Source organism: Mesorhizobium loti (assembly GCF_003148495.1).
Taxonomy (GTDB): Bacteria; Pseudomonadota; Alphaproteobacteria; order Rhizobiales; family Rhizobiaceae; genus Mesorhizobium; species Mesorhizobium loti.
In genome coordinates this window covers 542,988-565,225 of sequence record NZ_QGGH01000001.1, presented here as the reverse complement: position 1 = coordinate 565,225, position 22,238 = coordinate 542,988, and the positions used below count along the sequence as shown (strand labels likewise).

The following is a 22,238-nucleotide window of genomic DNA, read 5'->3' as shown; positions in this document are numbered from 1 at the left end:
GTGCGGATGCAGAAACGAGCGTGCCCTGCAAAACGTTCCGAGTTCAGACCGCTGCGTCGCGCGATCCCTCGGACAGGAAAGTAAAAACATAGTCCGAGAAGGAACGCCAGCATTCAACCCGGAAGGTGTCGGCGGCTGTGCGCAGCAGCACGATCTCCGTCTTGCCCAGGATGGTGCGCGACGCTGCTCCCACCGGGAAGACGTCGAGCGATAGATCCTGCGGACAACCCGCATTGATCGTCGCTGCTGCCCCGGCGCCCGTCACGGCGATAGCAATGTTGCGATGCGAGATGCCGACCGCCGAGTGCAGCACGGAAACCTTGGCGCAATCGGCGAGCGGATCGCTACCGGCCTCGTCGATAACAAGCCATTCGTCGGGGCCGAGCCACAAGGCAGTTCGCCCACCCTTCGAGGCAGACGTCTTCGGCTTGTTCGGCAAGGTCACGCCGAGCGCTTTCGAAAGCGCTGCAACCGAAGCCTCCGGCGCACGCAATGACATGCGCTCAGCCGGCGGCAGCACCTCGACCTTGACGCTGGTCGCCGAAGTGCTGCGTCCAGCCAGCGCCGGACGGCGTTCTACCGAAGGCGATGCAGCCGGAGCCGTCTTTCTTGCAGCGGCCTTAGCCATTGAGGCGCCCTCCCGTCTCGTCGAAGAACACCATGCCGGCAACCTCCACTTCGATCACCCCGTTCGGCATCGGCACATAGAGCGTGTCGCCCATGCGGTCGCGGCCGCCGGCGACCAGCGCCAACGCGATCGAACGGCCGCAATTTTCAGACCAGTAGCTCGAAGTGACATGGCCGATCATCTTCATCGGGATCGGCTGCTTCGGATCCTCGACGATCTGCGCGCCTTCTTCCAGCACCACCTTGGGGTCCTTGGTCTTGAGGCCGACCAGCTGCTTGCGGCCCTTGGCGACCAGATCCGGCCGCGCCATGCCGCGGATGCCGACGAAATCGGCCTTCTTCTTGCCGACCGCCCAGTCGAGGCCGGCATCGTTCGGCGTCACCGTGCCGTCGGTGTCCTGCCCGACGATGATGTAGCCCTTTTCGGCGCGCAGCACATGCATGGCCTCGGTGCCATAGGCGGCCGCACCGTGCTTCTGCCCTTCAGCCCACAGCGCTTCCCATACGGCTTGGCCATAGTCGGCAGGCACGTTGACCTCGAAGCCGCGCTCACCGGTGAACGACATGCGGAACAGCCTGGTCGGCACGCCGCAGATCTTGCCTTCGCGCACCGACATATGCGGCAGCGCCTCGTCCGACATGTCGATGCCTTCAACCAGCGGCGCGATGATGTCACGCGACTTGGGGCCTTGCACGGCAATGACGGCCCATTGCTCGGTGATCGAGGTCAGCCAGACATTGAGATGCGGGAACTCGGTCTGGAGATAGTCCTCCATGTGGTTCATGACGCGCGGCGCCCCGCCGGTCGTCGTCGTCACATGGAAACGGTCCGGCGCCAGCCTGCCGACGACACCGTCATCATAGATGAAACCGTCCTCGCGCAGCATGATGCCATAGCGGCAGCGGCCCGGCTCCAGCTTCTCCCACGGATTGGTGTAGAGCAGTTCCATGAATTTCGCCGCGTCAGGACCGACCACTTCGATCTTGCCCAGCGTCGAGGCGTCGAACAGGCCGGCCGTCTTGCGCACCGCGACGCATTCGCGGTCAACGGCAGCGTGCATGTCTTCCCCCGCATTGGGGAAATACCAGGCGCGCTTCCACTGGCCGACATCCTCAAACACCGCCCCTTGCGCCTCGGCCCAGGGATGGATCGCCGTCTTGCGTGTCGGGTCGAACAATGGACCGCGCGCATGGCTGACGATCGCGCCAAAGGTCACCGGCGTATAGGGCGCCCGGAACGTGGTCAGGCCGACTTCCGGGATCGGCTTGCCCAGCGTCTCGGCGGCGATCGCCAGGCCATGCATGTTGGAGGTCTTGCCCTGGTCGGTCGCCATGCCGTTGGTGGTGAAGCGCTTGACGTGTTCGATCGAGCGCATGCCCTCGTGCACTGCCTGGCGGATATCCTTGGCAGTGACGTCGTTCTGGAAATCGACGAAAGCTTTCACCGTCGTGTCCGGCCCGGCGCCGGGAGCCGCACCCAGCATGCCGCGCGACCAGCTCTCCGAGGCATCGACCTTCGGCTTGGTACCCTTGGCGGTTTTCGCGCCCGCATCCTTGGCCGCCTTGGCGCCAGCCGCATAGGCCTCGTCCACCGTCGCAGACAGCCCGTCTGTGCCATTGCAGGCGCCAACCGAGACGCAGTCCTGCGCATAAGTGCCCGGCACGAAGCGCTTGGTCTCGTCGTTGAAGGCAACCTTGCCGCGCGACTGCGAGAACAGATGCACTGACGGCGTCCAGCCGGCCGACATCAGGATCGCGTCGACCGGGATGGTGCGCTCGCCACCACCATTCTTCGGCTGCACCGTCATCGAGGAAACGCGCAACTTGCCGCCGGCGCGGATCACCGCGCGGCCGAAATTGACCTCGATGCCGAGCGCCCTCGCCTCGTCGATCACCGGACCGGTCGGATTGTCACGCAAATCGACGATCGCCGCCACGTTGACGCCGGCCTTCTTCAGGTCGATCGCCGCCGCGTAAGCGGAATCATTGGCGGTGTAGATGCCGACATTTTTGCCGACCGCGACGCCATAGTGGTTCAGATAGGTGCGCGCGGCACCCGCCAGCATGATGCCCGGCCGGTCGTTGTCGGCGAACACCATGTGGCGCTCGATCGCCCCGGAGGCCAGCACCACGCGCTTGGCGCGAACTTGCCACAGCCGCTCGCGCGCCAGATCGTGGCCGGGAGCCGAGAGATGATCGCTGACACGCTCGACCAGCCCGACGAAATTCTGCGCGTAGTAGCCGAACGCCGTCGTGCGCGAGAGCACGCGGACATTGTCCATCGCGCTCAGTCGGGCGATTGCCGCCTGTGCCCAGGCAAAACCGTCCTGGCCGTCGATCTTCGCACCGGTCTCGAAACGCAGGCTGCCGCCGAACTCGGCCTGCTCGTCGGCGAGGATGACCCGCACGCCCGTTTCAGCCGCTGCCAATGCTGCCGCAATGCCGGCGGCACCGCCACCCAGCACCAGCACGTCGCAATGCGCATAGCGCGATGAATAATGGTCGGAATCCGGCTGGTCCGGGGAAACGCCAAGGCCGGCCGCGGCGCGGATCTTGGGTTCGTAGAGGCTCTTCCACGCCGCCTTCGGCCACATGAAGGTCTTGTAGTAGAAGCCGGCCGAAAACAGCGGCGAGGCGATGTCGTTGACCGCACCGACGTCGAAGGACAGCGACGGCCAGCGGTTCTGCGACTGCGCATCGAGCCCGTCATAAAGCTCCTGCACGGTCGCCCGCACATTTGGCGTCTTGCGCGCCGCATCGCGCTTGATCTCGACCAGCGCGTTGGGCTCCTCGGCGCCCGCCGACAAGATGCCGCGCGGACGGTGATACTTGAACGAGCGGCCGACGAGATGGACGCCATTGGCAAGCAGCGCCGAGGCTAGCGTGTCGCCCTCGATACCGGCATAGGACTGGCCGTCGAAGCTGAAGCGCGCGGTCTTGGCTTGGCTGAAGCGGCCGGCGCCGGGAATGCGGAACGCGCCGCTCATTTGGCAACTCCCGGGAGCTTCGACGGTTTCGGCTCGCCGGCCTTGTAGGTCATGACGAACTTGTCGGTGACGGTGTCGCGCACGGCATTGAAGAAGCGCGCGCAGCCGTGCATGTGCCGCCAGCGCTCATAGATGATGCCCTTGGGATTCGAGCGGATGAAGAAGAATTTTTCGAAATCGTCGTCGGTCTCGCCAGCAATGTTGGCCGAGCGTGCGATATGCGCCTCGCCGGCGTTGCGGAACTCGAGTTCCGGGCGCTCTTCCTCGCAATAGGGGCAGCGGATGAGAAGCATTTTGGTTCGTTCCTACAATTCGCCGTGGCCGACGCGGGCGCCCGCCGGTTGATCGCAAAGCTTCTGTCCCAGCGTCGCGAACGGCGCGACGAGTCGGATGCGCTCCTCCACGCTTGCGGCTGGGCGAAAAAGGTCGCGATACGCCATATTGCCGAGGGTAAGCTGAATCGGATCGGTGGTGACGATCACCTGACGTGGCTGGAATGTCTCGTCCACGCCTAAATCGGAAGGTCTGTTCTCGAAGAAGACAACCACCCGCTGGCCGCCGCTCCAGACGCAGGCCAGCATGCCCTCGTCGACCGAAAACGGCCAGTTGGCTTCGTTCCCGGCACGGCTGATCGGCTGCGTACGGACTTCGTCCGCCGACGGAAAATGGAACATGCCCCGTTCCCCCGCCAGCACTTGTTCCCCCGCCAGCATCAGCGGCATCGCCACAGCCATCTGCGCCATCATCAGTGCGCCACCGCCGCCGCCGCCGCCTCGTCGATGAGGCGGCCGGTGCGGAAGCGCTCGATGGTGAAAGGCGCGTTGATCGGGTGCGGATCGTCTTTGGCAATCGTATGGGCAAAGACATGGCCGGAGCCCGGCGTCGCCTTGAAGCCGCCCGTGCCCCAGCCGCAATTGACATAGAGGCCGGGCACCGGCGTCTTGGCCAAGATCGGCGATCGATCCGGCGTGACGTCGACGATGCCCCCCCACGAGCGCAGCATCTTCATGCGCGTGAAGATCGGGAACATCTCGCAGATGGCGTCCAGCGTATGCTGCAATATGTGCAGGCCGCCGGTCTGCGAATAGGAGACATACTGGTCGGTGCCGGCGCCGATCACCAGCTCGCCCTTGTCGGACTGCGAGATATAGGCGTGCACCGTGTTCGACATCACCACGCAGGGCACCACCGGCTTGACCGGCTCCGACACCAGCGCCTGCAGCGGATAGCTTTCCAGCGGCATGCGCACGCCGGCCATGTTCATGATGACCGAGGAATGGCCGGCGGCAACGACGCCGACCTTCTTGGCGCCGATGAAGCCGCGCGTCGTATCGACGCCCATGACCGCGCCGTTGGCGGCCCGCTTGACGCCTGTGACCTCGCAATTCTGGATGATGTGGACGCCGCGCGCCGAGGCGCCGCGCGCATAGCCCCAGGCAACCGCATCGTGGCGCGCCGTGCCGCCGCGGCGCTGCAGCGCAGCCCCGACCACCGGATAGCGCGCGTCTTTGGAGGTGTTGAGCGGCGGGCAGAATTCCTTTGCCTGCTCCGGCGACAACCATTCATTGTCGATGCCGTTCAGGCGGTTGGCGTGGACGTGGCGCTTCAGCACCTGGATGTCGTGCACATTGTGGGCGAGCATCATGACGCCGCGTGCCGAATACATGACGTTGTAATTGAGCTCCTGGCTGAGCCCATCCCACAGCTTCAGCGCGTGGTCGTAGATGCCGGCGCTCTCGTCATAGAGATAGTTGGAGCGGATGATGGTGGTGTTGCGGCCGGTGTTGCCGCCGCCGAGCCAGCCTTTTTCCAGCACCGCGACATTGGTGATGCCGTGCACCGTGGCAAGGTAGTAGGCGGTGGCCAGGCCATGGCCGCCGGCGCCGACGATGATGACGTCGTATTCCTTCTTCGGCTCAGGCGAGGACCATTGTTCCTCCCAGCCCTTGTGGCCGCGCATGGCCTCGCGGGCGATGGCGAATACCGAATATTTCTTCAACGTCCTGGCCTCGCAAATAGCGGCCGGGCATTCATTCGGTCCCGGCGCGCGAGGTGTATCACTAGCGAAACAGCGCTTCCACCCTTGCGCTGTTTGCGACGGCGCTTGCCGTTTTGCGCCACGACGAAAAAGACGCATGCGATCTGGCTGCCATCGCTGCGTTCAGTCACACTGCCTGCCGCGAGACTTGGGAGGACGAATATGGGCAACGCCTGGTGGAATATGACGTTGCGCTTTCTGCTGGAGCTTGCCGCCTTGCTCGGCCTCGGCATCGCCGGCTGGAGCCTCTCCGACGGATGGTGGCGCTGGGTCCTCGCCTTGGCCTTGCCGCTCATTGCGGCTGTGCTGTGGGGGACCTTCGCGGTACTCAACGACCCAAGCCGGTCGGGCCGCGCACCGGTACCTGTGCCCGGCGCGGTGCGGCTGGTGCTCGAACTGGTCATCCTGTTTGGCGGTGCTGCCGGATTCTATGTCGCCGGTTACACGATCACGGGCATCATCGTCGCCCTGCTCATCGTCATCAGCTACGCATTCTCGCTCGATCGGCTCGGTTGGCTGCTGAGGCAGTAGCTAGGGCGACGCGGCGTTTGCAGGTATCGGGTGGCTCCGACTCGCCCCATTTGCGACCAAGCATCCAATTGCCGGCTAGACCGGCGCGACGACAAGGATGCAGAAAATGTTCGCACTCGCCAACAAGGTCGCCATCGTCACCGGCGCCAGTTCCGGCATCGGCCGCGCCACTGCAAAACTCTTTGCCGAGGAAGGCGCCAAGATCATCGTCGCCGCCCGCCGCCCGGCCGAGCTCGATGCACTTGTCGCCGAGATCGCGGACGCCGATGGCGTGGCTGTCGCGCTTGCCGGCGATGTCCGCGACGAAGCCTATGCAAAAGCCCTTGTCGATGCGGCGGTCGAAAAGTTCGGTGGGCTCGACATCGCGTTCAACAATGCCGGCGCCGTCGGTCTGATGGGACCGATAGCCGAACTGTCGCTGGAAGGCTGGCGCGAGACGCTCGACACCAATCTCACCAGCGCGTTTCTCGGCGCCAAATACCAGGTGCCGGCGATGGTCGAGCGTGGTGGCGGTTCGCTGATCTTCACCTCCACCTTCGTTGGCCACACCATCGGCATGCCTGGCATGACCAGCTATGCCGCCAGCAAGGCCGGCCTGATCGGGCTGACGCAGGTGCTTGCCGCCGAATACGGGCGGAAAGGCGTGCGGGTCAACGCACTGCTGCCCGGCGGCACCGACACGCCGGCGGCAACCTTCAAGACTCCGGAATCGCGGGCCTTCGTCGAGGGTTTGCATGCACTGAAGCGTGTCGCGGTGCCGGAGGAGATCGCCCGCTCGGCGCTCTATCTGGCGTCCGACGCCTCGAGCTTCACCACAGGAACGGCGTTACTGGCCGATGGCGGCGTGTCGATCAACCGGACGTGATGGGTTTTTCGCGGCGAATAGGCATGTTCATAGCCGCCAGGCAGACGGCGGTCTTGCTTTTTCGCCGCGATTTGGCGATGCCGTTTCCTGTCGAAACGGGTCTTCTTGCCAAAACCGGTCCTGCAAACATGATGCTGATCAGAACCTATGTGGCTGCGAGCGCAATCGAGGGCGTCGGCGTCTTCGCTGCCGAGCCCATCAGGAAAGGCGCTTCGATCTGGCGGCTCGATCCCGATTTCGACCGGCTGATTCCGATGGACAAATACGAGGCAGCGCCCTCGCATCTCAGGGAATTGCTCGACCGCTATGCCTATCCGAGCCCGGACCGGCCGGGTTTCATGGTCTATGAAGTCGACAATGGGCGCTTCATGAACCATGCCGGCAATCCAAACACGGATTTTTCACAGTATGGCGGAGCCACCGCGACCCGCGATATCGCCGCGGGCGAGGAGATCACCTGCGACTACGGCGAGTTCTTCGAGGATTTCGAGCGGCTTCACCTTGCCACGGCCTAGTCGGTCCCTTGATCCTGGGGCAAACCGGCTACGGTTGGCCTCCAAGTGCATTTCGGCTGTGGACAGCGCGGCATGATTCTGCTATCAGCCGCCCCAATTCGTGGTGTAAACCGCCGCGGAGGCTAGTGGCTATGGCCGCTTGCCTGTTGATATCAAACCCGAAAGACAGGATTGCCCGTGCAGGTACTCGTCCGCGACAATAACGTTGATCAGGCGCTTCGCGCTCTCAAGAAGAAGATGCAGCGCGAAGGCATTTTCCGCGAAATGAAGATGCGCGGTCACTACGAGAAGCCGTCCGAGAAGCGCGCCCGTGAAAAGGCTGAAGCCGTCCGCCGCGCCCGCAAGCTGGCCCGTAAGCGCGCCCAGCGCGAAGGCCTGCTGCCTATGACGCCGCGCCCGGTTGCTGCTGGCGCCGCCGGTGGTCCAGGTGGTGCTCCGCGTCCGCCGCGGTTCTAACGCCAATTTTTCGTCCTTTTCGAAGGATATCAGAGGTGGCGCGATGCGGAATCGCCGCCACCTTTTTGTTTTGATTGCGACCCGGCCCGGAGGGGGGAACCGGACCTAAGCGACGCGGCTTGAAGTGAGGACAGGGCAGACATGAACGCAACAAGCGTGGAGCGCGGGACCGCATTGCGTGGTTTCGCCCTGACAGCGGCCCTGCTCTCCGGACTGGCGCTTGCCGGTTGCCAAACGGCCGGCCCGACCGGTGAATTCAACAATATCGACAAGGCGCAAGGGTCGAGCGAGAACATCTCCTCGCTGTCGGCGGTCATCCAGCGCAATCCCCAGGATCCCGAAGGCTACAATGTGCGCGGCTCGGCCTATGGCCGTGGCGGCCAGTACCAGGCGGCGCTCAAGGATTTCAACCAGGCCATCCAGCTCAACCCGAATTTCTTCCAGGCCTATTCGAACCGCGCGCTCATCCAGCGCTTCCTCGGCAATCAGACCGCCGCGCTCGAGGACTACAACCGTTCGATCCAGATCAACGGCAATTATGACGCCGCCTATATCGGCCGTGGCAATCTCTATCGCAAGGCGGGTCGCACCCAGGACGCCTTCAACGACTTCCAGAAGGCGATCCAGCTCGACACGACCGACGCGCGCGCCTACCATAATCGTGGCCTGATCTATCAGAGCCAGGGCCAGCACAAATTCGCCATCGAGGACTTCTCGACGGCCATCTCGCTGGCGCCCGACGCCGCCGAACCCTATAACGGTCGCGGTCTCTCCTATCTGGCGACCAACGACGAAGACAATGCCTTTTCGGACTTCAACATGGCGATCAAGCTCGACGGCAAGAATGCCGAGGCCTGGGCCAACCAGGCGCTGATCTACGAGCGGCGCGGCGACAAGGCCAAGGCGGCGAAATCCTATCGCGAAGCCGTTCACCTTGATCCGACCTACCAGCCGGCCAAGGATGGCCTCGCCCGCGTCAGCTGATATCGATTTCAGCAGGCTTCGCGCCAATCAAGGTGCTTGTCCTTCGCGTCCGAAAGGAGGCGTGGCGCTGACCCGTCAATCCGGCAACCGCGCATTAACCCCGGCAGCAAGCTGTTGGCTCCTGCCTTGATCGCGCCAAGTTTTCAGCGGAACGGTCTACCCACCCAATCCGTTGTTAAGAAGTGATTTGCGAAAGGACCTCCCATGATCAAGAAACTCGCCTGCGCCGCTGCCCTCGCCACGACGGTCTTCGCCGTTGCCCCTGCCAGCGCCGGCAAGCTGCAACTCGGCACGCTCGACTGCACCATTGATGGCGGCACCGGCTACATCGTCGCGTCCAACAAGGGCGTCTCCTGCGTCTTCCGCCCCCACCATCACGGACCGTCGGAGATTTACACGGGCGTCATCTCCAAGATCGGCGTCGATGTCGGCCAGACGCATCAGGGCCAGCTGGTCTGGGCCGTGCTGGCTGCGACCCGCGATCGCGACGGTGGCGATCTCGCCGGCAGCTACTACGGCGTCAACGCCGAGGCGAGCGTCGTGACCGGCGGCGGCGCCAACCTGCTGGTTGGTGGCCTGGACAGCGCCTTCATGCTGGAGCCGCTCAGCGTCCAGGCGCAGACCGGCGTCAACCTTGCCGTGGCTGTGACCTCGCTCCAGCTGATCCACTCGTTCAAGTGAATGCATGGAGCCATGCGCTCCATGACCCCTCACCCTGCGGCGCGGAACCAGATAGGATGGTTCCGCGCCGTTTGTTTGATTTTGAGGGGACCGCCATGCCGAAGACAGCCATTGCCGCTGCCGTGATCGCCACCGTGTTTGCCGGGGCGGCGCAAGCCCAGGACCAGGGCATAGAGCTCGGCACGCTCGATTGCGCCATAGGCGGCGGCACCGGCTTCATTTTCGGCTCGAGCAAGGATTTGAGCTGCACCTTCAACCCCGCCGACAAGAGTTTCGCGCCGGAAGCCTATTTCGGCGCCGTCAACAAATACGGCCTCGACATCGGCACGACGAAGCAGACGGTCATGCAGTGGATCGTGCTGACGCCGCTGAAGAACATCTATGCGCCGGGCGCGTTGGCCGGCGACTATATCGGCGCCAGCGCGGAGGTGACGGCGGCCGTCGGCGCCGGCGCCAATCTTCTGGTCGGCGGCTCCTCGCAGGCCTTCACCTTGCAGCCACTCAGCCTGCAGACGCAGACCGGCATGAACCTCGCGATCGGCGTCAGCCAGTTCCAGTTGCGCAGCACCGCGAACTGATGCTGCAACAAAGGCCGCCGATCGAAAAGACGGCCGCGCGAACCATCCTCGAGAAACCGCTTGAGCTCAATCGCGGTTGAGGTTTTACAAGCCTGCCCCGAACGCAACAACGCCTCGATGCGGCGCGCAATCCGGCGCTGTCGATGTGCATGGTCCTGCCGGAAACCCGCACTGGCTTCTGGCGTCCTGCGCTGGCGTCGAGATATGGAAGGCAGGGGTGGAAATGACCAAAATCAGCACAAACAGGGTCGACTGGCGCGCATTGTGGGCAAGCGGCGACCTGGCGCGCTTCTGCTTCATCAGCCTCGGCATCCTGTTGCACGCCACCAACGAAACGATGGTGGCGACGGTGATGCCGGCCATGGTCGGCGAATTGGCGGGCGTGCAGCTCGTCGGCTGGTCGCTGGCCATCTATGAACTCGGTGCCATTGTTGCCGGCGCAGCGGCCGGACGACTGGTGAGCTATGTTGCCCTGCGCACCAACATGGTGGTCGCCGCGCTGCTTTACGCGGCTGGGGCGCTGATCTGCGCCACCTCGCCTTCGATGCAATTGTTCCTTACCGGCCGCCTGATCGAAGGGCTTGGCGGCGGTGCGCTGGTGTCGCTGGCCTTCGTCTCGGTCGAGCGGCTGTTCTCGCGCGCCATCTGGCCGCAGCTTTTCGGCATCATGTCGGCGATCTGGGGCGTCGCCGCCTTCAGCGGACCGTTGCTCGGCGCGATCATGACCGAGTTGTTGTCATGGCGCTGGGCCTTCGGCATCTTCACCCTCGGCGGCACCGCCATGGCGCTGGCAAGCTTCATCGTGCTCGACACGCCGGAAGCGACGAAACCCAGGACGAGCACCGGCAAGGCGCCGCCCTTCCCGTTCGCGGCCCTTGGCTGTCTTGCCGTCGCCGTGGTGCTGATCGCCTCGGCCGGCGTCGACATCGCCTTGCTGCGCTCCTCGCTGCTGATGGCCCTCGGCCTCATTGGCCTGGTGCTGTTCTTTTACATCGACGCGCTGAAGCCGCGCTCGCGGCTGTTCCCGGCGCGGCTGTTCTCATGGCGCACGCCTGTCGGCGCCGGCATGACCATGGTTGCCGCCTTTTCTGTGGCGACCTGTTCCTTCGGTGTCTACGGGCCGCTGCTGCTGACCAGCCTGCACGACATTCCGCTGCTGACCACCGGCTACATCATTGCCGCCGAATCGATCGCCTGGTCGATCCTGTCGATCCTGGTCGCCAACGCGCCGCCGCAGCGCGAGCGGCTGATCATCATCGGCGGCGCGGTGATGATCGCGGCTGGCATCGCCGGCTTCGCCTATACGATACCCCTGGGCTCCATCCCGCTGATCCTGATCTGTGCCTTGTTGCAAGGCGGCGGCTTCGGCATCGCCTGGCCGTTCCTGACGCGCGTCATCGTCGCCTCCGCCCCGGAGGGCGAGCAGACCATCGCCTCGGCGGCGGTGCCGACCATGCAGCGCATCGGCTATGCCGTGGGTGCCGCACTTGCCGGCATCGTCGCCAATGCCAGCGGTTTTTCGCAAGGTCTGAACCACGACGCAGCGGCGAATGTCGCGTCCTGGCTGTTTCTTGCCTTTGTGCCGCTCGGCATTGTCGGCTGCCTGGCGGCCTTGCGAGTATCCATGCCCCTTGGTCAGCCGCGGGAAGCTATCGGCTAAAACCTGACCTGCTCACTCGACCTCGCGCAGGCGATAGCCGACGCCGGTCTCGGTGGTGATGTAACGCGGCTGGTCGGGGCTCTTCTCGATCTTTTGCCTGAGCTGCCGGACATAGACCCTGAGATACTGCACGTCGGTTGAATCGCCCCAGACCTGCTTCAACAGGAAATGGTGGGTCAGCACCTTGCCGGCGTGCTGCACCAGGATGCGCAGGATATCATATTCCTTCGGCGAGAGTTTTACGTCCTTGCCCTCGACCTTGACGATGCGCTTGACCAGATCGACGCTAAGGTCACCGGTGTGGAACACCGGTTTTTCACCCTGCTGCTGGAACTTGTGCCGCAACGCCACGCGGATGCGTGCGACCAACTCGTTCATACCGAAGGGTTTGGTGACATAGTCGTCGGCGCCAAGTTCCAGAGCCTGGACGATGCCGGCCTCGTCGGTGCGGCTGGACAGGATGACCACCGGAATGTCGAGACCGTCGTCGCGCCATTTGCGCAGCAGCTCATGGCCGCTCATGCCGGGCAGGCCGAGGTCGAGCAGGACGAGGGCCGGCTTCTCCGCCTCCATCAGTTCGATCGCCACCTTGGCGTTCGGCGCCTCGCTGATCGCGTAGCCCTGGCTGCCGAGCCCGACGCGAAGCAGCTTGCGGATCGGCGGCTCGTCATCGACGACCAATATCCTGACGTTCGAGTTTGTCATGCCAAGTCACCCAGATCGTCCGTATTCGAGGCGTCGAAATTGGGCGGGTTCGCCGGCTTCGGCATCTTGATAGTGAAGACCGCGCCCGAACGATCGGTTCGGTTTGCCGCCGTGATCGTGCCACCCATCGCCTCGATGAAGCCACGGCAGATCGACAGCCCGAGCCCGGTGCCGGCACGGACCTGATCGCGCTTGCGCACCCGGTAAAAGGTGTCGAAAATCCGCTCCAGATCTCCAGGGGGAATGCCCGGCCCTTCATCCATGATCTGCAGGAGGACGGAGCCGTTGTCGGTCCAGCCCTGCACGCGGATCGTCGAACCGGCCGGCGCATATTTCGCCGCATTGTCGAGGAGATTGAACAGCGCCTGCTCGAACAGGACGGGGTCGACCTTCAGCATCGGCAAATCTGATGGGATGTCGGTCTCGGTCTTGTGCTCGGCAATGATTTTCCTGGCTCTCTGCAAGGCAGAACCGACGATGTCACCGACATAGTGGAAGGCGTAGTTCGGCTCCATTGCGCCGGACTCTATCTTGGTCATGTCGAGCAGATTGGCGATGAAGCGGTTCAATCGCTCGGATTCATCGAGCACGGTCGTCAGCAGTTCTGCCCGGTCATGTTCGGGAAGTGCCGGTGCGAATTCCCTCAGCGTGCCGGCCGCGCCCATGATGGCGGCGAGCGGCGTCTTCAAATCATGCGAGATGGAGGTAAGCAGCGCCGAGCGCAGCCGGTCCGCCTCGGCTGCGAGCTTGGCGCGGTCGACGTCGGCGACCAGTTGAATACGCTCGATGGCGACCGCTGCCTGGTCGGCCAGCGCATCGAGCAGGCGCTGCTGCTCGGGCGTCAGCAGCGGCCCCTGCTTGTCATTGTCGAGGCCGACGACACCGATTGCCGTACGCCCCGTCCGCAAGGGCAAATAGAGCCGCTTGGCGCCGGGAAGCGTGTCGGCGCCGCGACCCGCGGCACGGTTGTGTTCCCAGGCCCAGCGGGCGGCGGCGATGTCGGCCTCGGCTAGCGTGTCGTCGGGCGGATAGCCGGCCTTGACGGTGATCGTTCCGTCTTCCGGCAGGAGCAGCACTACCCGCAGCTTCAGCATCGAGGCGATCTGGAAGGCGGTGGCCCAGAGGACGTCGTCGAGCGTGCCGGCACCGGCTAGCTTCTTTGAAAAAAGGTAGATGTCCTCGGTCGCCCGCGCCCGTGAGCGGGCAGCGACAGCCTGCCGCTGCACGCGCGCCGTCAGATTGCTGGCAATCACCGCAACGACGAGGAACACGCCAAGCGCAACAATGCTTTCCGGATCCCGAATGGTCAGCGTGTAGCGCGGCTCCAGGAAGAAATAGTTGAACGCAAGCGCGCTGACGAAACAGGCATAAAGAGCCGGCCAGAGCCCGCCAGTCACCGCCGATGCCAGCACCGCGATGAGAAAGATGATCGCCAGATTGCGAACGTCGAGAAACTGATCGAGAAGGACGGCAAAGGCGAGCGAGCCCATGAGATAGGCCGTGGCCTGAAGATAAGGCCAGATTTGGAACTGCCACTGCTCGTCCGCCGTCCTGACGCTCCTCGACGCCGTCTCTGTGTTGCGTTCGGTTCCCGAAATGACATGGACGCTGATGTCGCCGGCATTGCGGATGAGATCATAGGTGAGCGAGCCTTCGATCAATTCGCGCCAGCGCGACCGGGTCGGCCTGCCGACCACGATATGGGTGAAATTGTTCGCCGTCGCATAACGCACGATGTCCTGCGCCACATTCTGACCCGGAATGGTGGTCACCTCGGCACCAAGCTGTTGGGCAAGGCGCAGGTTCGTCGCCAGCCGGTCCTTGTCGTCCTCGGGCATGCTGGCCGAACGAGTGCTATCGACGTGCAGCGCCATCCACGGCGCACGCAGCCGGTCGGCCAGCCTGCGTGCATAGCGCACGCGGGCCGCTCCGCCCGGGCGCGCGTCCAGGCAGACCAGAACCCTTTCCCCCGCTGCCCACGGTCCGGGAATGGCGTGCGCCTGCATGTGGATCAGCAGTTGGTCATCGACGCGCTGCGCGGTGCGGCGCAGCGCCAGCTCCCTGAGCGCCGTCAGATTGCCCGGCGAGAAATAGTTCTCGATCGCGCGCTGGGCGGTGTTGGGAAAATAGACCTTGCCTTCCTCGAGCCGCTTGATCAGGTCGTCGGGGGTGAGATCGATGATCTCGACATCGTCGGCCTGGTCGATGATGGAATCGGGAACCGTCTCGCGGACCCTGACCTTGGTGATCTGGGCGACGACATCGTTCAGGCTTTCGACATGCTGGATGTTGAGCGTCGTGTAGACGTCGATGCCTTGCGTCAGGATTTCCTGGACGTCGAGATAGCGCTTGGGGTGGCGGCTGCCAGGGGCATTGGTATGGGCGAGCTCGTCGACGAGAACCAGCGCCGGGCGCCGGGCAATGATGGCGTCGATATCCATCTCGTCGAGGATACGCCCCTTGTAGTCGACCTTGCGGCGGGGAATGACCTCATATCCCTCGACCAGAGCCAGTGTTTCCTTGCGGCCATGCGTCTCGACGACACCGATCACCACATCCACGCCGTCGGCCAACCTGGCGCGGCCCGACATCAGCATCTCGTAGGTCTTGCCGACGCCCGGTGCTGCGCCCAGGAATATGCGCAGGCGGCCTCGCGCCTCCCGCTCGGCATGATCAAGCAGTGCGTCGGGAGAAGGTCTGGTGTCGTTGCTTCTGTCGTCCGGCATCGGGATCGATCATGGATGGCGCCGGGGATACTGTCGATCCCCGGCCCGTACCATTCACTATTTCGCGGCGTCCAGCGCAAGGTTGAGACCGAGCACATTGACCACCGGCTCGCCCATGAAGCCGAGCTCCCTGCCCTCGACCTGGCTATCGACAAGCGCCTTGATCTTGGCCTCGTCGATACCCCTGGCTTTGGCCACCCGGGCGACCTGGAAATAGGCGGCTTCCGGGCTGATATCAGGATCGAGGCCGCTGCCGGAGGTCGTCACCAGGTCCATCGGAACAGGCTGGTTCGGGTTTTCCGCTTTCAACTTCTCGGCGTCGCCCTTGATGCGATCGATCAGCTTGGGATTGGTTGGGCCGAGGTTGCTGCCGCTCGAGGCGGCGGCGTTGTAGCCGTCGCCGGCAGCCGAGGGGCGACCATGGAAATAACGGTCGCTGGCAAAGCCCTGGCCGATCAGTTCGGAGCCGATGACCTTGCCGTCCTTCTCGATCAAGCTGCCATTGGCCTGACGCGGGAACAGGGCCTGGGCGATGCCGGTCATGCCGATCGGATAGATCAGGCCGGTCAGCACCGTGAAGAAGACGATCATGATGATCGCGGGTCTTATCTGGGTGAGCATGGACGTGTTCCTCAAAGCAATTCCAGGAAAAGTGTGAAGCGGTTTTCCGTCCGGAATTGCGTTAAAACAAAGAGTTAAGCGAGGCCGAGGGCGGTGACGATCATGTCGATCGCCTTGATGCCGACGAAGGGGACGATGATGCCGCCGAGGCCGTAGACGAGCAGGTTGCGACGGAGCAGCGCGCCGGCGCCGATGGCACGATATTTGACACCCTTCAGCGACAGCGGGATCAGCGCGATGATGATCAGTGCGTTGAAGATGATGGCTGACAGTATAGCGCTCTGCGGCGTCGCCAGATGCATGATGTTGAGCGCCTGCAACGGGCCGGTGGTCTGTCCCGGCGCGACGTAGAAGACGGCGAACATCGCCGGGATGATGGCGAAATACTTGGCCACGTCGTTGGCGATGGAGAAAGTGGTCAGCGAGCCTCGGGTCATCAGCAGCGCCTTGCCGATTTCGACGATCTCGATCAACTTGGTTGGATCGCTGTCGAGGTCGATCATGTTGCCGGCCTCGCGGGCTGCCACCGTGCCGGTGTTCATGGCGACACCGACATCGGCCTGGGCAAGAGCCGGCGCATCGTTGGTGCCGTCGCCGCACATGGCGACCAGCTTACCCTTGGCCTGCTCGTCGCGGATCAGCTTCAGCTTGTCCTCCGGCGTCGCCTGGGCGAGGAAGTCGTCAACGCCGGCCTCCGCGGCAATGGCTGCCGCCGTCATCGGGTTATCGCCGGTGATCATCACCGTGCGGATGCCCATGCGGCGCAGTTCGGTGAAGCGTTCGCTGATGCCGCCCTTGACGATGTCCTTGAGGTGGATGACGCCGAGCAGGCGCCCGTCGCGTTCGACCGCCAGCGGCGTGCCGCCGGACTTGGCGATCTCGTCGGCGATGGCCTGGAGGTCGCGGACGGCTTCACTGCTTGGGCGCGTGCCATGAGAGGCGGTTGTTGACTGGTTGACATGGGCGAGCACCGAATCGACGGCGCCCTTGCGCACCGATGAACCATCGATATCGACGCCGCTCATGCGGGTTTGCGCGGTGAAGGGCACGAAAGTGGCGTGCAGCGTTGCCATGTCGCGGGCGCGGATGGCGTATTTCTCCTTGGCCAGAACGACGATCGAACGGCCTTCCGGCGTTTCGTCGGCCAGCGAGGCTAGCTGGGCGGCGTCGGCCAGTTCCTGCTCGGTGACACCCTTGACCGGGCGAAACTGCGTCGCCTGGCGATTGCCGAGCGTGATCGTGCCGGTCTTGTCGAGCAGCAGCGTATCGACGTCGCCGGCCGCCTCGACGGCTCGGCCCGACATCGCCAGCACGTTGAAGCGCACCAGGCGGTCCATGCCGGCGATGCCGATGGCCGACAGCAGCGCACCGATCGTCGTCGGAATCAGGGTCACGAACAGGGCGACCAGCACAGTCACCGAGATATAGCCACCCGAATAGGAGGCGAAGCTCGGGATCGTTGCGGTGGCCAGCACGAAGATCAGCGTCATGCCGACGAGCAGGATGTTGAGCGCGATCTCGTTCGGCGTCTTCTGGCGTTCGGCGCCTTCGACCAGCGAAATCATGCGGTCGAGGAAGGTGTGGCCGGAAGCCGCGGTGATGCGCACGCGGATCCAGTCGGACAGCACTTGGGTGCCGCCGGTGACCGCCGAACGGTCGCCGCCGGATTCGCGGATGACCGGCGCGGATTCGCCTGTGATAGCCGCTTCGTTGACCGAGGCAACGCCTTCGATCACTTCGCCGTCGGACGGAATGATGTCGCCGGCTTCGACCAGCACGGCGTCGCCGACCTTGAGGCTGGTGCCGGGCACGAGTTTGTATTTGGTGCGGTCTTCACCCGTCAAAAGCTTGGCCTGGGTCTCGGTGCGTGCCTTGCGCAGCGAGTCGGCCTGCGCCTTGCCGCGCCCTTCGGCGACGGCTTCGGCGAAGTTGGCGAACAGCACGGTGAACCACAGCCAGATGATGATCTGCAGCGTGAATTTGAAATCGCCGCCGCCGGTGATCAGATCCCTGACGAACAGGACGGTCGTCAGCGCCGAGACGACGGCGACGACGAACATCACCGGATTCTTGATCAGGGTACGCGGGTTCAATTTCTTGAAGGCGCCGCCGATGGCGGGCCACAAGATGCTAGCATCCATGATGCTGGCGGATTTGGACTGGCTCATTTGATGGCTCCAGTATCGGTGTTGGTGGATGGCACCGATCGATCGGATGCCGAAAAGGGCGGGCCGTAGGCCAGCAGCCAGATCACGATCATGACTGCCGCGATGCCCAGGAATGTGGATACGCTCGGGAAGGGAGGGGGATCCGCCTCCCCCTCATTGTCGGCCTTGGGCCTAGCCTTGCGACGCATGGTGTTGAACCAGGACATGGCGGTATCAGAAGGTCTGCCCATGGATCATCGCCAGATGTTCGACGATCGGTCCGATCGCCAATGCCGGGAAGAAGGTCAGGCCGACGACGATGAGGATGACACCAACCAGCAGACCGACGAACAGCGGGCCATCGGTCGGGAAGGTGCCGGCGGAGGCCGGAATCGTCTTCTTCGCCACCAGCGAGCCGGCGATGGCCAGCGCCGGAATGATGACCAGGAAGCGACCCATCAGCATGGTGATGCCGAGCGTTATGTTGTACCAGGGCGTGTTGCCGCTGAGGCCGCCAAAGGCCGAGCCGTTGTTCGCCGCCGCCGAGGTGTAGGCGTAGAGTACCTCGGAGAAGCCATGCGGCCCGCCATTGGCGATCGACGCCACAGCGCTTGGCAGAACCACCGCAATGGCCGTGAATGTCAGCATCGCCAGCGGCAGGCACAGGATTGCCAGCATTGCCATCTTGACCTCCTTGGCCTCGATCTTCTTGCCAAGATATTCGGGTGTGCGGCCAACCATCAGGCCGGCAACGAAGACCGCGACCACGATGAACATCAGGATGCCATAGAAACCGGCGCCGACGCCGCCGACGATGACTTCGCCGAGTTGCATGTTGATCATCGGGATGAAGCCGCCGAGTGCCGTGAAGCTGTCATGCATGGCGTTGACCGCGCCGCAGGACGCGGCGGTGGTGACGACCGCGAACAGTGCCGACATGGCGACCCCGAAGCGGCTCTCCTTGCCTTCCATATTGCCGCCGTCGATGCCAAGCGCGTGCACCAGCGGATTGCCGGCGGCTTCCGCCCAGTAACAGACGGCGACACCGGCGATGAACAGAACACTCATGGTGGCCAGGATCGCCCAGCCCTGGCGCTGGTTGCCGACCATGCGGCCGAAGACATTGGTCAGCGCCGCGCCGAGCGCGAAGATCGACACCATCTGGATCAGGTTGGAGATCGCGTCGGGGTTCTCGAACGGATGCGCGGCGTTGGCGTTGAAGAAGCCGCCGCCATTGGTGCCAAGCATCTTGATGGCGATCTGCGACGCGACGGGGCCGACCGCTATCGTCTGCTGGGCACCTTCCAGTGTCGTGGCGTTGACATACGGACCGAGCGTCTGCGGCATGCCGAGCCAGACATAGACAAGGGTCAGGATGATGCAGAGCGGCAGCAGCACGTAGAGCGTGCACCGGGTCATATCGACCCAGAAATTGCCGATGGACTTGACCGACGCGCGGGCAAAGCCACGGATCAGCGCGACCGCGATAGCGATACCAACCGCCGCCGACATGAAGTTCTGCACGGTGAGGCCGGCCATCTGTACGAGGTAGGACATCGTGCTTTCGCCGCCATAGTTCTGCCAGTTGGTGTTGGTCACGAAGCTGGCAGCGGTGTTGAAGGCAAGATTCTGTTCGACTGCAGTCATGCCGGCCGGATTGTAAGGCAAGACGCCTTGCAGCCGCTGCAGGAAATAAAGCACCAGGAAGCTGGCAACGCTGAAGAACATGATGCCTGCCGCATAGGCGGTCCAGTGTTGTTCCTCGCGCTCGCTGGTTCCCGCGATGCGATAGAGCCCGCGTTCAATCGGGCCTAGAACCGGCGAAAGAAATGTCCGGTCGCCGTTGAAGACGCGATACATATAGCCGCCAAGCGGCTTCACCAGCAAAACGACGATCCCGCAGTAGACGAGGATCTGTAGCCATCCGTTGAGAGTCATGGTTGTAGCTTTCCGTGCCTTGCGCCAGTTGCGGTCAGAAGCGTTCTGGGCGAACGAGGGCGTATGTCAGGTAGACGAGCAGGAACAGCGTCACGCCGCCACCGAGAATATAGTCGACGAGCATTTTGCGGTCCTCGCGTTAAAGAATGTCACAGGCTTTGATGTAGGCGAAGGAAAGGGTGAAAAACAAAATCCCGATCCCGAGAACGACGATATCCATCGTGTTTGTTCCTTGTGTCTGCTTTTGTACTTTGTGCCCTTGATGGAAAGGTTCGCAATACCCTGAAACGGCCCGTCGCATTGAGGCGGCGGTACCGGATGTGTTTTCTCAAGGTGGAATATGGACCCGATCGCCATAAAGGTTCGAGACGGGGCGGAGTGGAAAGAAATAGGAATTTTATAAAGATTTCCGTTCGAAGCGGACGGAACAAATCCTCCCATGCGAGATTGTCGACCTGAGGGCTCACGCACCAAAGGACATGACAATGGCAAAGCAGAAGATGCTCGAAGACCTGTTTCACGACACGCTGAAAGACATCTATTTCGCCGAAAAGAAGATACTGGCGACGTTGCCGAAAATGGCCAAGGCCGCGCAAAGTGCCGACCTGAAAGCCGCCTTCGAAAAGCACCGGACCGAGACCGAAGGACATGTCGCAAGATTGGAGAAGGTCTTTGGCGTCATCGGCAAGAAGCCGGCCGGCAAGACCTGTGCGGCCATCATGGGCATCACCGAGGAAGGCGCCGAGATCATGGAGGAGTACAAGGGATCTCCCGCGCTCGACGCCGGCCTGCTGGCTGCCGCGCAAGCGGTCGAACACTACGAGATCTCACGCTATGGCACGCTGAGGACCTGGGCCGGAGAACTCGGCCTGAACGAGGCCGCGACGTTGCTTGAAGCGACGCTGAAGGAAGAAAAGGCCACCGACGAAGCGCTGACGCAGCTCGCGGAGTCGGCCGTGAACGTCGCCGCGGAAGCCGCGTAGATCCGTAAAAGAATGATCGGTGGGCCGCGCCTAAACGATCTAGCGCGGCTCCCGCATCATGCCGATATAGGTTGATCGAACTCGGCGATTTCCTGCAGCCGGTGCGACGCACAGGTTCGACAAGTTAATTGTCACGGAAGGCGCAACGTCGTCAGGCTCAGCTGCAGGGTCGCAGGAAAAGAGAAAGCCCGGCTGGGAGGGCCAAGCCGGGCTTTCTGTTGTGGCTTATGTGGCTTTGGCCACCACGATGGAAGGGTGGCATCGATCTTCAGGCGGCATAACCACCATAACCACGCGCAACGGCGTGCACGCCCGCGACCGGCTCGAGGTCAGGCCACAGGATGCCGGTAGCCTGCGCGAATTCGAGCAGCGCCCGGCGTGCCTGCTCGATGGTCACATAGCCCGGAATGGCGAGGTCACACGCCTTGACCGCATTGCGGTAAAGCGGGCCGCGGCGGGAGGTCGTCCAGTCGGTCAGAAAATCGTGCATTTCGGCCAGCGAGGCAATCTCGCGCTTGAAACCGAGGCCGACGGACAGTGCGACCGGTGAATGAAACAGCTTGTCGTGCATGAAGCGGGCTCCTGATTTTATCGCGCGCTTGGAGAAATCCGGGCGGGTCCGCGAACGGGACGCCAAGAAACGCACGAAGGATCGGGAGGTTCCGAGCTGGACCTGTACGTTTTTTTGAGCGTGCCCGACTGCTGTCAAAGCGGCTGTTTCGAAGGCGCTTTTGCGCGGAGCTGGCTTTGCTGAGCGGCTTCGGGAAAGTGTCTGTGGCCTTGCGTCAGATACCCGGTCTAGCGCCGATATCGGGCGGCATATGCGCCTGGCGATCTGCGCTTGCCCCAGTTTCATTGCTGAATGGATTTGGCCGGCATTCCAATATCGTTCTGTATTCCTATGGCGTCCGCGGCCCATTCCCGCATTTCCGGGGACGCATCGCTGGACTTGAGGATCGACACTGCCAGTGCTGCTATATCGGCCGGCGGTTTTTGGTTGGCGGCCATATAGGCAAAGTAGCCAACTGTGATAGCACACCCTATCGAAATAACAGGGGGGACAAACTGTGCTGTCTTCAGAGCCATTGTTCGCCAGCGTTTGGATGGGCTGGGTTTTAGGACGTCATCCTCGTCATCCAGGTCAGTCATTCCACTCTGCCCCCGCGAGTCGATACCACACCATCTAGTAGGATGAG

Annotated in this window: 23 protein-coding genes; 9 read left to right on the top strand and 14 right to left on the bottom strand. The window is 63.1% G+C overall.

Annotation, left to right across the window (positions count from 1 at the left end; all coding sequences use genetic code 11):
• Positions 1–43 precede the first annotated feature (43 nt).
• The 5 genes from C8D77_RS02985 to C8D77_RS02965 are packed head-to-tail and all read right to left on the bottom strand — an operon-like array spanning position 44 to position 5,613.
• Positions 44–628: a sarcosine oxidase subunit gamma gene (locus C8D77_RS02985; protein ID WP_109659164.1), complete on the bottom strand. Its 585-nt coding sequence runs from the start codon at positions 626–628 to the stop codon at positions 44–46.
• The gene (locus tag C8D77_RS02980) at positions 621–3,614 is read right to left on the bottom strand and encodes a sarcosine oxidase subunit alpha (RefSeq protein WP_109659162.1); all 2,994 of its coding nucleotides are present in this window, start codon (positions 3,612–3,614) and stop codon (positions 621–623) included. The genes C8D77_RS02985 and C8D77_RS02980 overlap by 8 nt, the downstream gene beginning before the upstream one ends.
• Complete coding sequence (locus C8D77_RS02975; RefSeq protein WP_109659161.1) at positions 3,611–3,907, bottom strand: sarcosine oxidase subunit delta; 297 nt, start codon at positions 3,905–3,907, stop codon at positions 3,611–3,613. The genes C8D77_RS02980 and C8D77_RS02975 overlap by 4 nt, the downstream gene beginning before the upstream one ends.
• Before the next feature lie 12 nt (positions 3,908–3,919).
• Positions 3,920–4,360 carry a hypothetical protein gene (locus tag C8D77_RS02970; RefSeq protein ID WP_109659159.1) on the bottom strand — a complete coding sequence of 147 codons (441 nt, stop codon included), beginning with the start codon at positions 4,358–4,360 and terminating at the stop codon, positions 3,920–3,922.
• The gene (locus C8D77_RS02965) at positions 4,360–5,613 is read right to left on the bottom strand and encodes a sarcosine oxidase subunit beta (protein ID WP_109659157.1); all 1,254 of its coding nucleotides are present in this window, start codon (positions 5,611–5,613) and stop codon (positions 4,360–4,362) included. Before C8D77_RS02965 ends, C8D77_RS02970 begins: the two co-directional genes overlap by 1 nt.
• 201 nt (positions 5,614–5,814) lie before the next feature.
• On the opposite strand from C8D77_RS02965, the gene C8D77_RS02960 reads away from it, so the two are divergent.
• The 8 genes from C8D77_RS02960 to C8D77_RS02925 all read left to right on the top strand — a co-directional run bounded on the left by C8D77_RS02960 (position 5,815) and on the right by C8D77_RS02925 (position 11,922).
• Entirely contained in the window at positions 5,815–6,183 is a 369-nt protein-coding gene (locus C8D77_RS02960; protein WP_109659155.1) for a DUF2568 domain-containing protein, read from the top strand.
• A gap of 106 nt (positions 6,184–6,289) precedes the next feature.
• Positions 6,290–7,048 (top strand): SDR family oxidoreductase, encoded by a 759-nt coding sequence (locus C8D77_RS02955; RefSeq protein ID WP_109661204.1) that lies wholly within the window; start codon positions 6,290–6,292, stop codon positions 7,046–7,048.
• A 128-nt stretch (positions 7,049–7,176) separates the two neighbouring features.
• Positions 7,177–7,563: an SET domain-containing protein gene (locus C8D77_RS02950; RefSeq protein ID WP_109661202.1), complete on the top strand. Its 387-nt coding sequence runs from the start codon at positions 7,177–7,179 to the stop codon at positions 7,561–7,563.
• A gap of 177 nt (positions 7,564–7,740) precedes the next feature.
• Positions 7,741–8,019 (top strand): 30S ribosomal protein S21, encoded by a 279-nt coding sequence (gene rpsU / locus C8D77_RS02945; RefSeq protein ID WP_023671138.1) that lies wholly within the window; start codon positions 7,741–7,743, stop codon positions 8,017–8,019.
• Between the two features lie 141 nt (positions 8,020–8,160).
• A complete protein-coding gene (locus tag C8D77_RS02940; protein ID WP_109659153.1) occupies positions 8,161–9,003 on the top strand; it encodes a tetratricopeptide repeat protein in 843 nt (280 codons plus the stop codon).
• A gap of 204 nt (positions 9,004–9,207) precedes the next feature.
• Positions 9,208–9,684, top strand: a complete 477-nt coding sequence (locus C8D77_RS02935; RefSeq protein WP_109659151.1) for a DUF992 domain-containing protein — start codon at positions 9,208–9,210, stop codon at positions 9,682–9,684.
• Positions 9,685–9,779: 95 nt separating this feature from the next.
• Positions 9,780–10,262 (top strand): DUF992 domain-containing protein, encoded by a 483-nt coding sequence (locus C8D77_RS02930; protein ID WP_109659149.1) that lies wholly within the window; start codon positions 9,780–9,782, stop codon positions 10,260–10,262.
• 223 nt (positions 10,263–10,485) lie between these two features.
• On the top strand, positions 10,486–11,922 hold the full coding sequence (locus C8D77_RS02925) for an MFS transporter (protein WP_109659147.1): 1,437 nt from the start codon (positions 10,486–10,488) through the stop codon (positions 11,920–11,922).
• Positions 11,923–11,934: 12 nt separating this feature from the next.
• On the opposite strand, the gene C8D77_RS02920 is transcribed toward C8D77_RS02925, so the two are convergent.
• The 7 genes from C8D77_RS02920 to C8D77_RS02890 all read right to left on the bottom strand — a co-directional run bounded on the left by C8D77_RS02920 (position 11,935) and on the right by C8D77_RS02890 (position 20,183).
• Complete coding sequence (locus C8D77_RS02920; protein ID WP_109659145.1) at positions 11,935–12,627, bottom strand: response regulator transcription factor; 693 nt, start codon at positions 12,625–12,627, stop codon at positions 11,935–11,937.
• Positions 12,624–15,353 carry a sensor histidine kinase gene (locus C8D77_RS02915; protein WP_109659143.1) on the bottom strand — a complete coding sequence of 910 codons (2,730 nt, stop codon included), beginning with the start codon at positions 15,351–15,353 and terminating at the stop codon, positions 12,624–12,626. Before C8D77_RS02915 ends, C8D77_RS02920 begins: the two co-directional genes overlap by 4 nt.
• Before the next feature lie 57 nt (positions 15,354–15,410).
• On the bottom strand, positions 15,411–15,974 hold the full coding sequence (kdpC, locus tag C8D77_RS02910) for a potassium-transporting ATPase subunit KdpC (protein WP_109659141.1): 564 nt from the start codon (positions 15,972–15,974) through the stop codon (positions 15,411–15,413).
• 74 nt (positions 15,975–16,048) lie between these two features.
• Positions 16,049–18,142 carry a potassium-transporting ATPase subunit KdpB gene (gene kdpB, locus C8D77_RS02905; protein ID WP_109659139.1) on the bottom strand — a complete coding sequence of 698 codons (2,094 nt, stop codon included), beginning with the start codon at positions 18,140–18,142 and terminating at the stop codon, positions 16,049–16,051.
• Positions 18,139–18,348, bottom strand: a complete 210-nt coding sequence (locus tag C8D77_RS02900) for a hypothetical protein (RefSeq protein WP_109659137.1) — start codon at positions 18,346–18,348, stop codon at positions 18,139–18,141. Before C8D77_RS02900 ends, kdpB begins: the two co-directional genes overlap by 4 nt.
• Before the next feature lie 7 nt (positions 18,349–18,355).
• Positions 18,356–20,059 (bottom strand): potassium-transporting ATPase subunit KdpA, encoded by a 1,704-nt coding sequence (kdpA, locus tag C8D77_RS02895; RefSeq protein WP_109659135.1) that lies wholly within the window; start codon positions 20,057–20,059, stop codon positions 18,356–18,358.
• Between the two features lie 34 nt (positions 20,060–20,093).
• Complete coding sequence (locus C8D77_RS02890) at positions 20,094–20,183, bottom strand: K(+)-transporting ATPase subunit F (RefSeq protein ID WP_023669708.1); 90 nt, start codon at positions 20,181–20,183, stop codon at positions 20,094–20,096.
• Positions 20,184–20,544: 361 nt separating this feature from the next.
• Between C8D77_RS02890 and C8D77_RS02885 the strand changes: the two genes are divergently transcribed.
• On the top strand, positions 20,545–21,042 hold the full coding sequence (locus C8D77_RS02885) for a YciE/YciF ferroxidase family protein (RefSeq protein ID WP_170136660.1): 498 nt from the start codon (positions 20,545–20,547) through the stop codon (positions 21,040–21,042).
• 268 nt (positions 21,043–21,310) lie between these two features.
• On the opposite strand, the gene C8D77_RS02880 is transcribed toward C8D77_RS02885, so the two are convergent.
• Together C8D77_RS02880 and C8D77_RS02875 are read right to left on the bottom strand one after the other, a co-directional pair.
• On the bottom strand, positions 21,311–21,613 hold the full coding sequence (locus tag C8D77_RS02880) for a DUF982 domain-containing protein (protein ID WP_109659131.1): 303 nt from the start codon (positions 21,611–21,613) through the stop codon (positions 21,311–21,313).
• 281 nt (positions 21,614–21,894) lie between these two features.
• Positions 21,895–22,191 (bottom strand): hypothetical protein, encoded by a 297-nt coding sequence (locus tag C8D77_RS02875; RefSeq protein WP_109659129.1) that lies wholly within the window; start codon positions 22,189–22,191, stop codon positions 21,895–21,897.
• Between the last annotated feature and the right edge of the window lie 47 nt (positions 22,192–22,238).

Bases quoted from the DNA above. Each gene is read 5' to 3' on its own strand.
- kdpC (WP_109659141.1), bottom strand. From the start codon at position 15,974: ATGCTCACCCAGATAAGACCCGCGATCATCATGATCGTCTTCTTCACG.
- C8D77_RS02975 (WP_109659161.1), bottom strand. From the start codon at position 3,907: ATGCTTCTCATCCGCTGCCCCTATTGCGAGGAAGAGCGCCCGGAACTC.
- C8D77_RS02890 (WP_023669708.1), bottom strand. From the start codon at position 20,183: ATGCTCGTCGACTATATTCTCGGTGGCGGCGTGACGCTGTTCCTGCTC.
- C8D77_RS02950 (WP_109661202.1), top strand. From the start codon at position 7,177: ATGATGCTGATCAGAACCTATGTGGCTGCGAGCGCAATCGAGGGCGTC.
- C8D77_RS02925 (WP_109659147.1), top strand. From the start codon at position 10,486: ATGACCAAAATCAGCACAAACAGGGTCGACTGGCGCGCATTGTGGGCA.
- C8D77_RS02915 (WP_109659143.1), bottom strand. From the start codon at position 15,353: ATGCCGGACGACAGAAGCAACGACACCAGACCTTCTCCCGACGCACTG.
- C8D77_RS02985 (WP_109659164.1), bottom strand. From the start codon at position 628: ATGGCTAAGGCCGCTGCAAGAAAGACGGCTCCGGCTGCATCGCCTTCG.
- C8D77_RS02880 (WP_109659131.1), bottom strand. From the start codon at position 21,613: ATGCACGACAAGCTGTTTCATTCACCGGTCGCACTGTCCGTCGGCCTC.
- C8D77_RS02970 (WP_109659159.1), bottom strand. From the start codon at position 4,360: ATGATGGCGCAGATGGCTGTGGCGATGCCGCTGATGCTGGCGGGGGAA.
- C8D77_RS02900 (WP_109659137.1), bottom strand. From the start codon at position 18,348: ATGTCCTGGTTCAACACCATGCGTCGCAAGGCTAGGCCCAAGGCCGAC.
- C8D77_RS02955 (WP_109661204.1), top strand. From the start codon at position 6,290: ATGTTCGCACTCGCCAACAAGGTCGCCATCGTCACCGGCGCCAGTTCC.
- C8D77_RS02935 (WP_109659151.1), top strand. From the start codon at position 9,208: ATGATCAAGAAACTCGCCTGCGCCGCTGCCCTCGCCACGACGGTCTTC.
- C8D77_RS02940 (WP_109659153.1), top strand. From the start codon at position 8,161: ATGAACGCAACAAGCGTGGAGCGCGGGACCGCATTGCGTGGTTTCGCC.
- C8D77_RS02960 (WP_109659155.1), top strand. From the start codon at position 5,815: ATGGGCAACGCCTGGTGGAATATGACGTTGCGCTTTCTGCTGGAGCTT.
- C8D77_RS02980 (WP_109659162.1), bottom strand. From the start codon at position 3,614: ATGAGCGGCGCGTTCCGCATTCCCGGCGCCGGCCGCTTCAGCCAAGCC.
- C8D77_RS02930 (WP_109659149.1), top strand. From the start codon at position 9,780: ATGCCGAAGACAGCCATTGCCGCTGCCGTGATCGCCACCGTGTTTGCC.
- C8D77_RS02885 (WP_170136660.1), top strand. From the start codon at position 20,545: ATGGCAAAGCAGAAGATGCTCGAAGACCTGTTTCACGACACGCTGAAA.
- kdpA (WP_109659135.1), bottom strand. From the start codon at position 20,059: ATGACTCTCAACGGATGGCTACAGATCCTCGTCTACTGCGGGATCGTC.
- kdpB (WP_109659139.1), bottom strand. From the start codon at position 18,142: ATGAGCCAGTCCAAATCCGCCAGCATCATGGATGCTAGCATCTTGTGG.
- C8D77_RS02920 (WP_109659145.1), bottom strand. From the start codon at position 12,627: ATGACAAACTCGAACGTCAGGATATTGGTCGTCGATGACGAGCCGCCG.
- C8D77_RS02875 (WP_109659129.1), bottom strand. From the start codon at position 22,191: ATGACTGACCTGGATGACGAGGATGACGTCCTAAAACCCAGCCCATCC.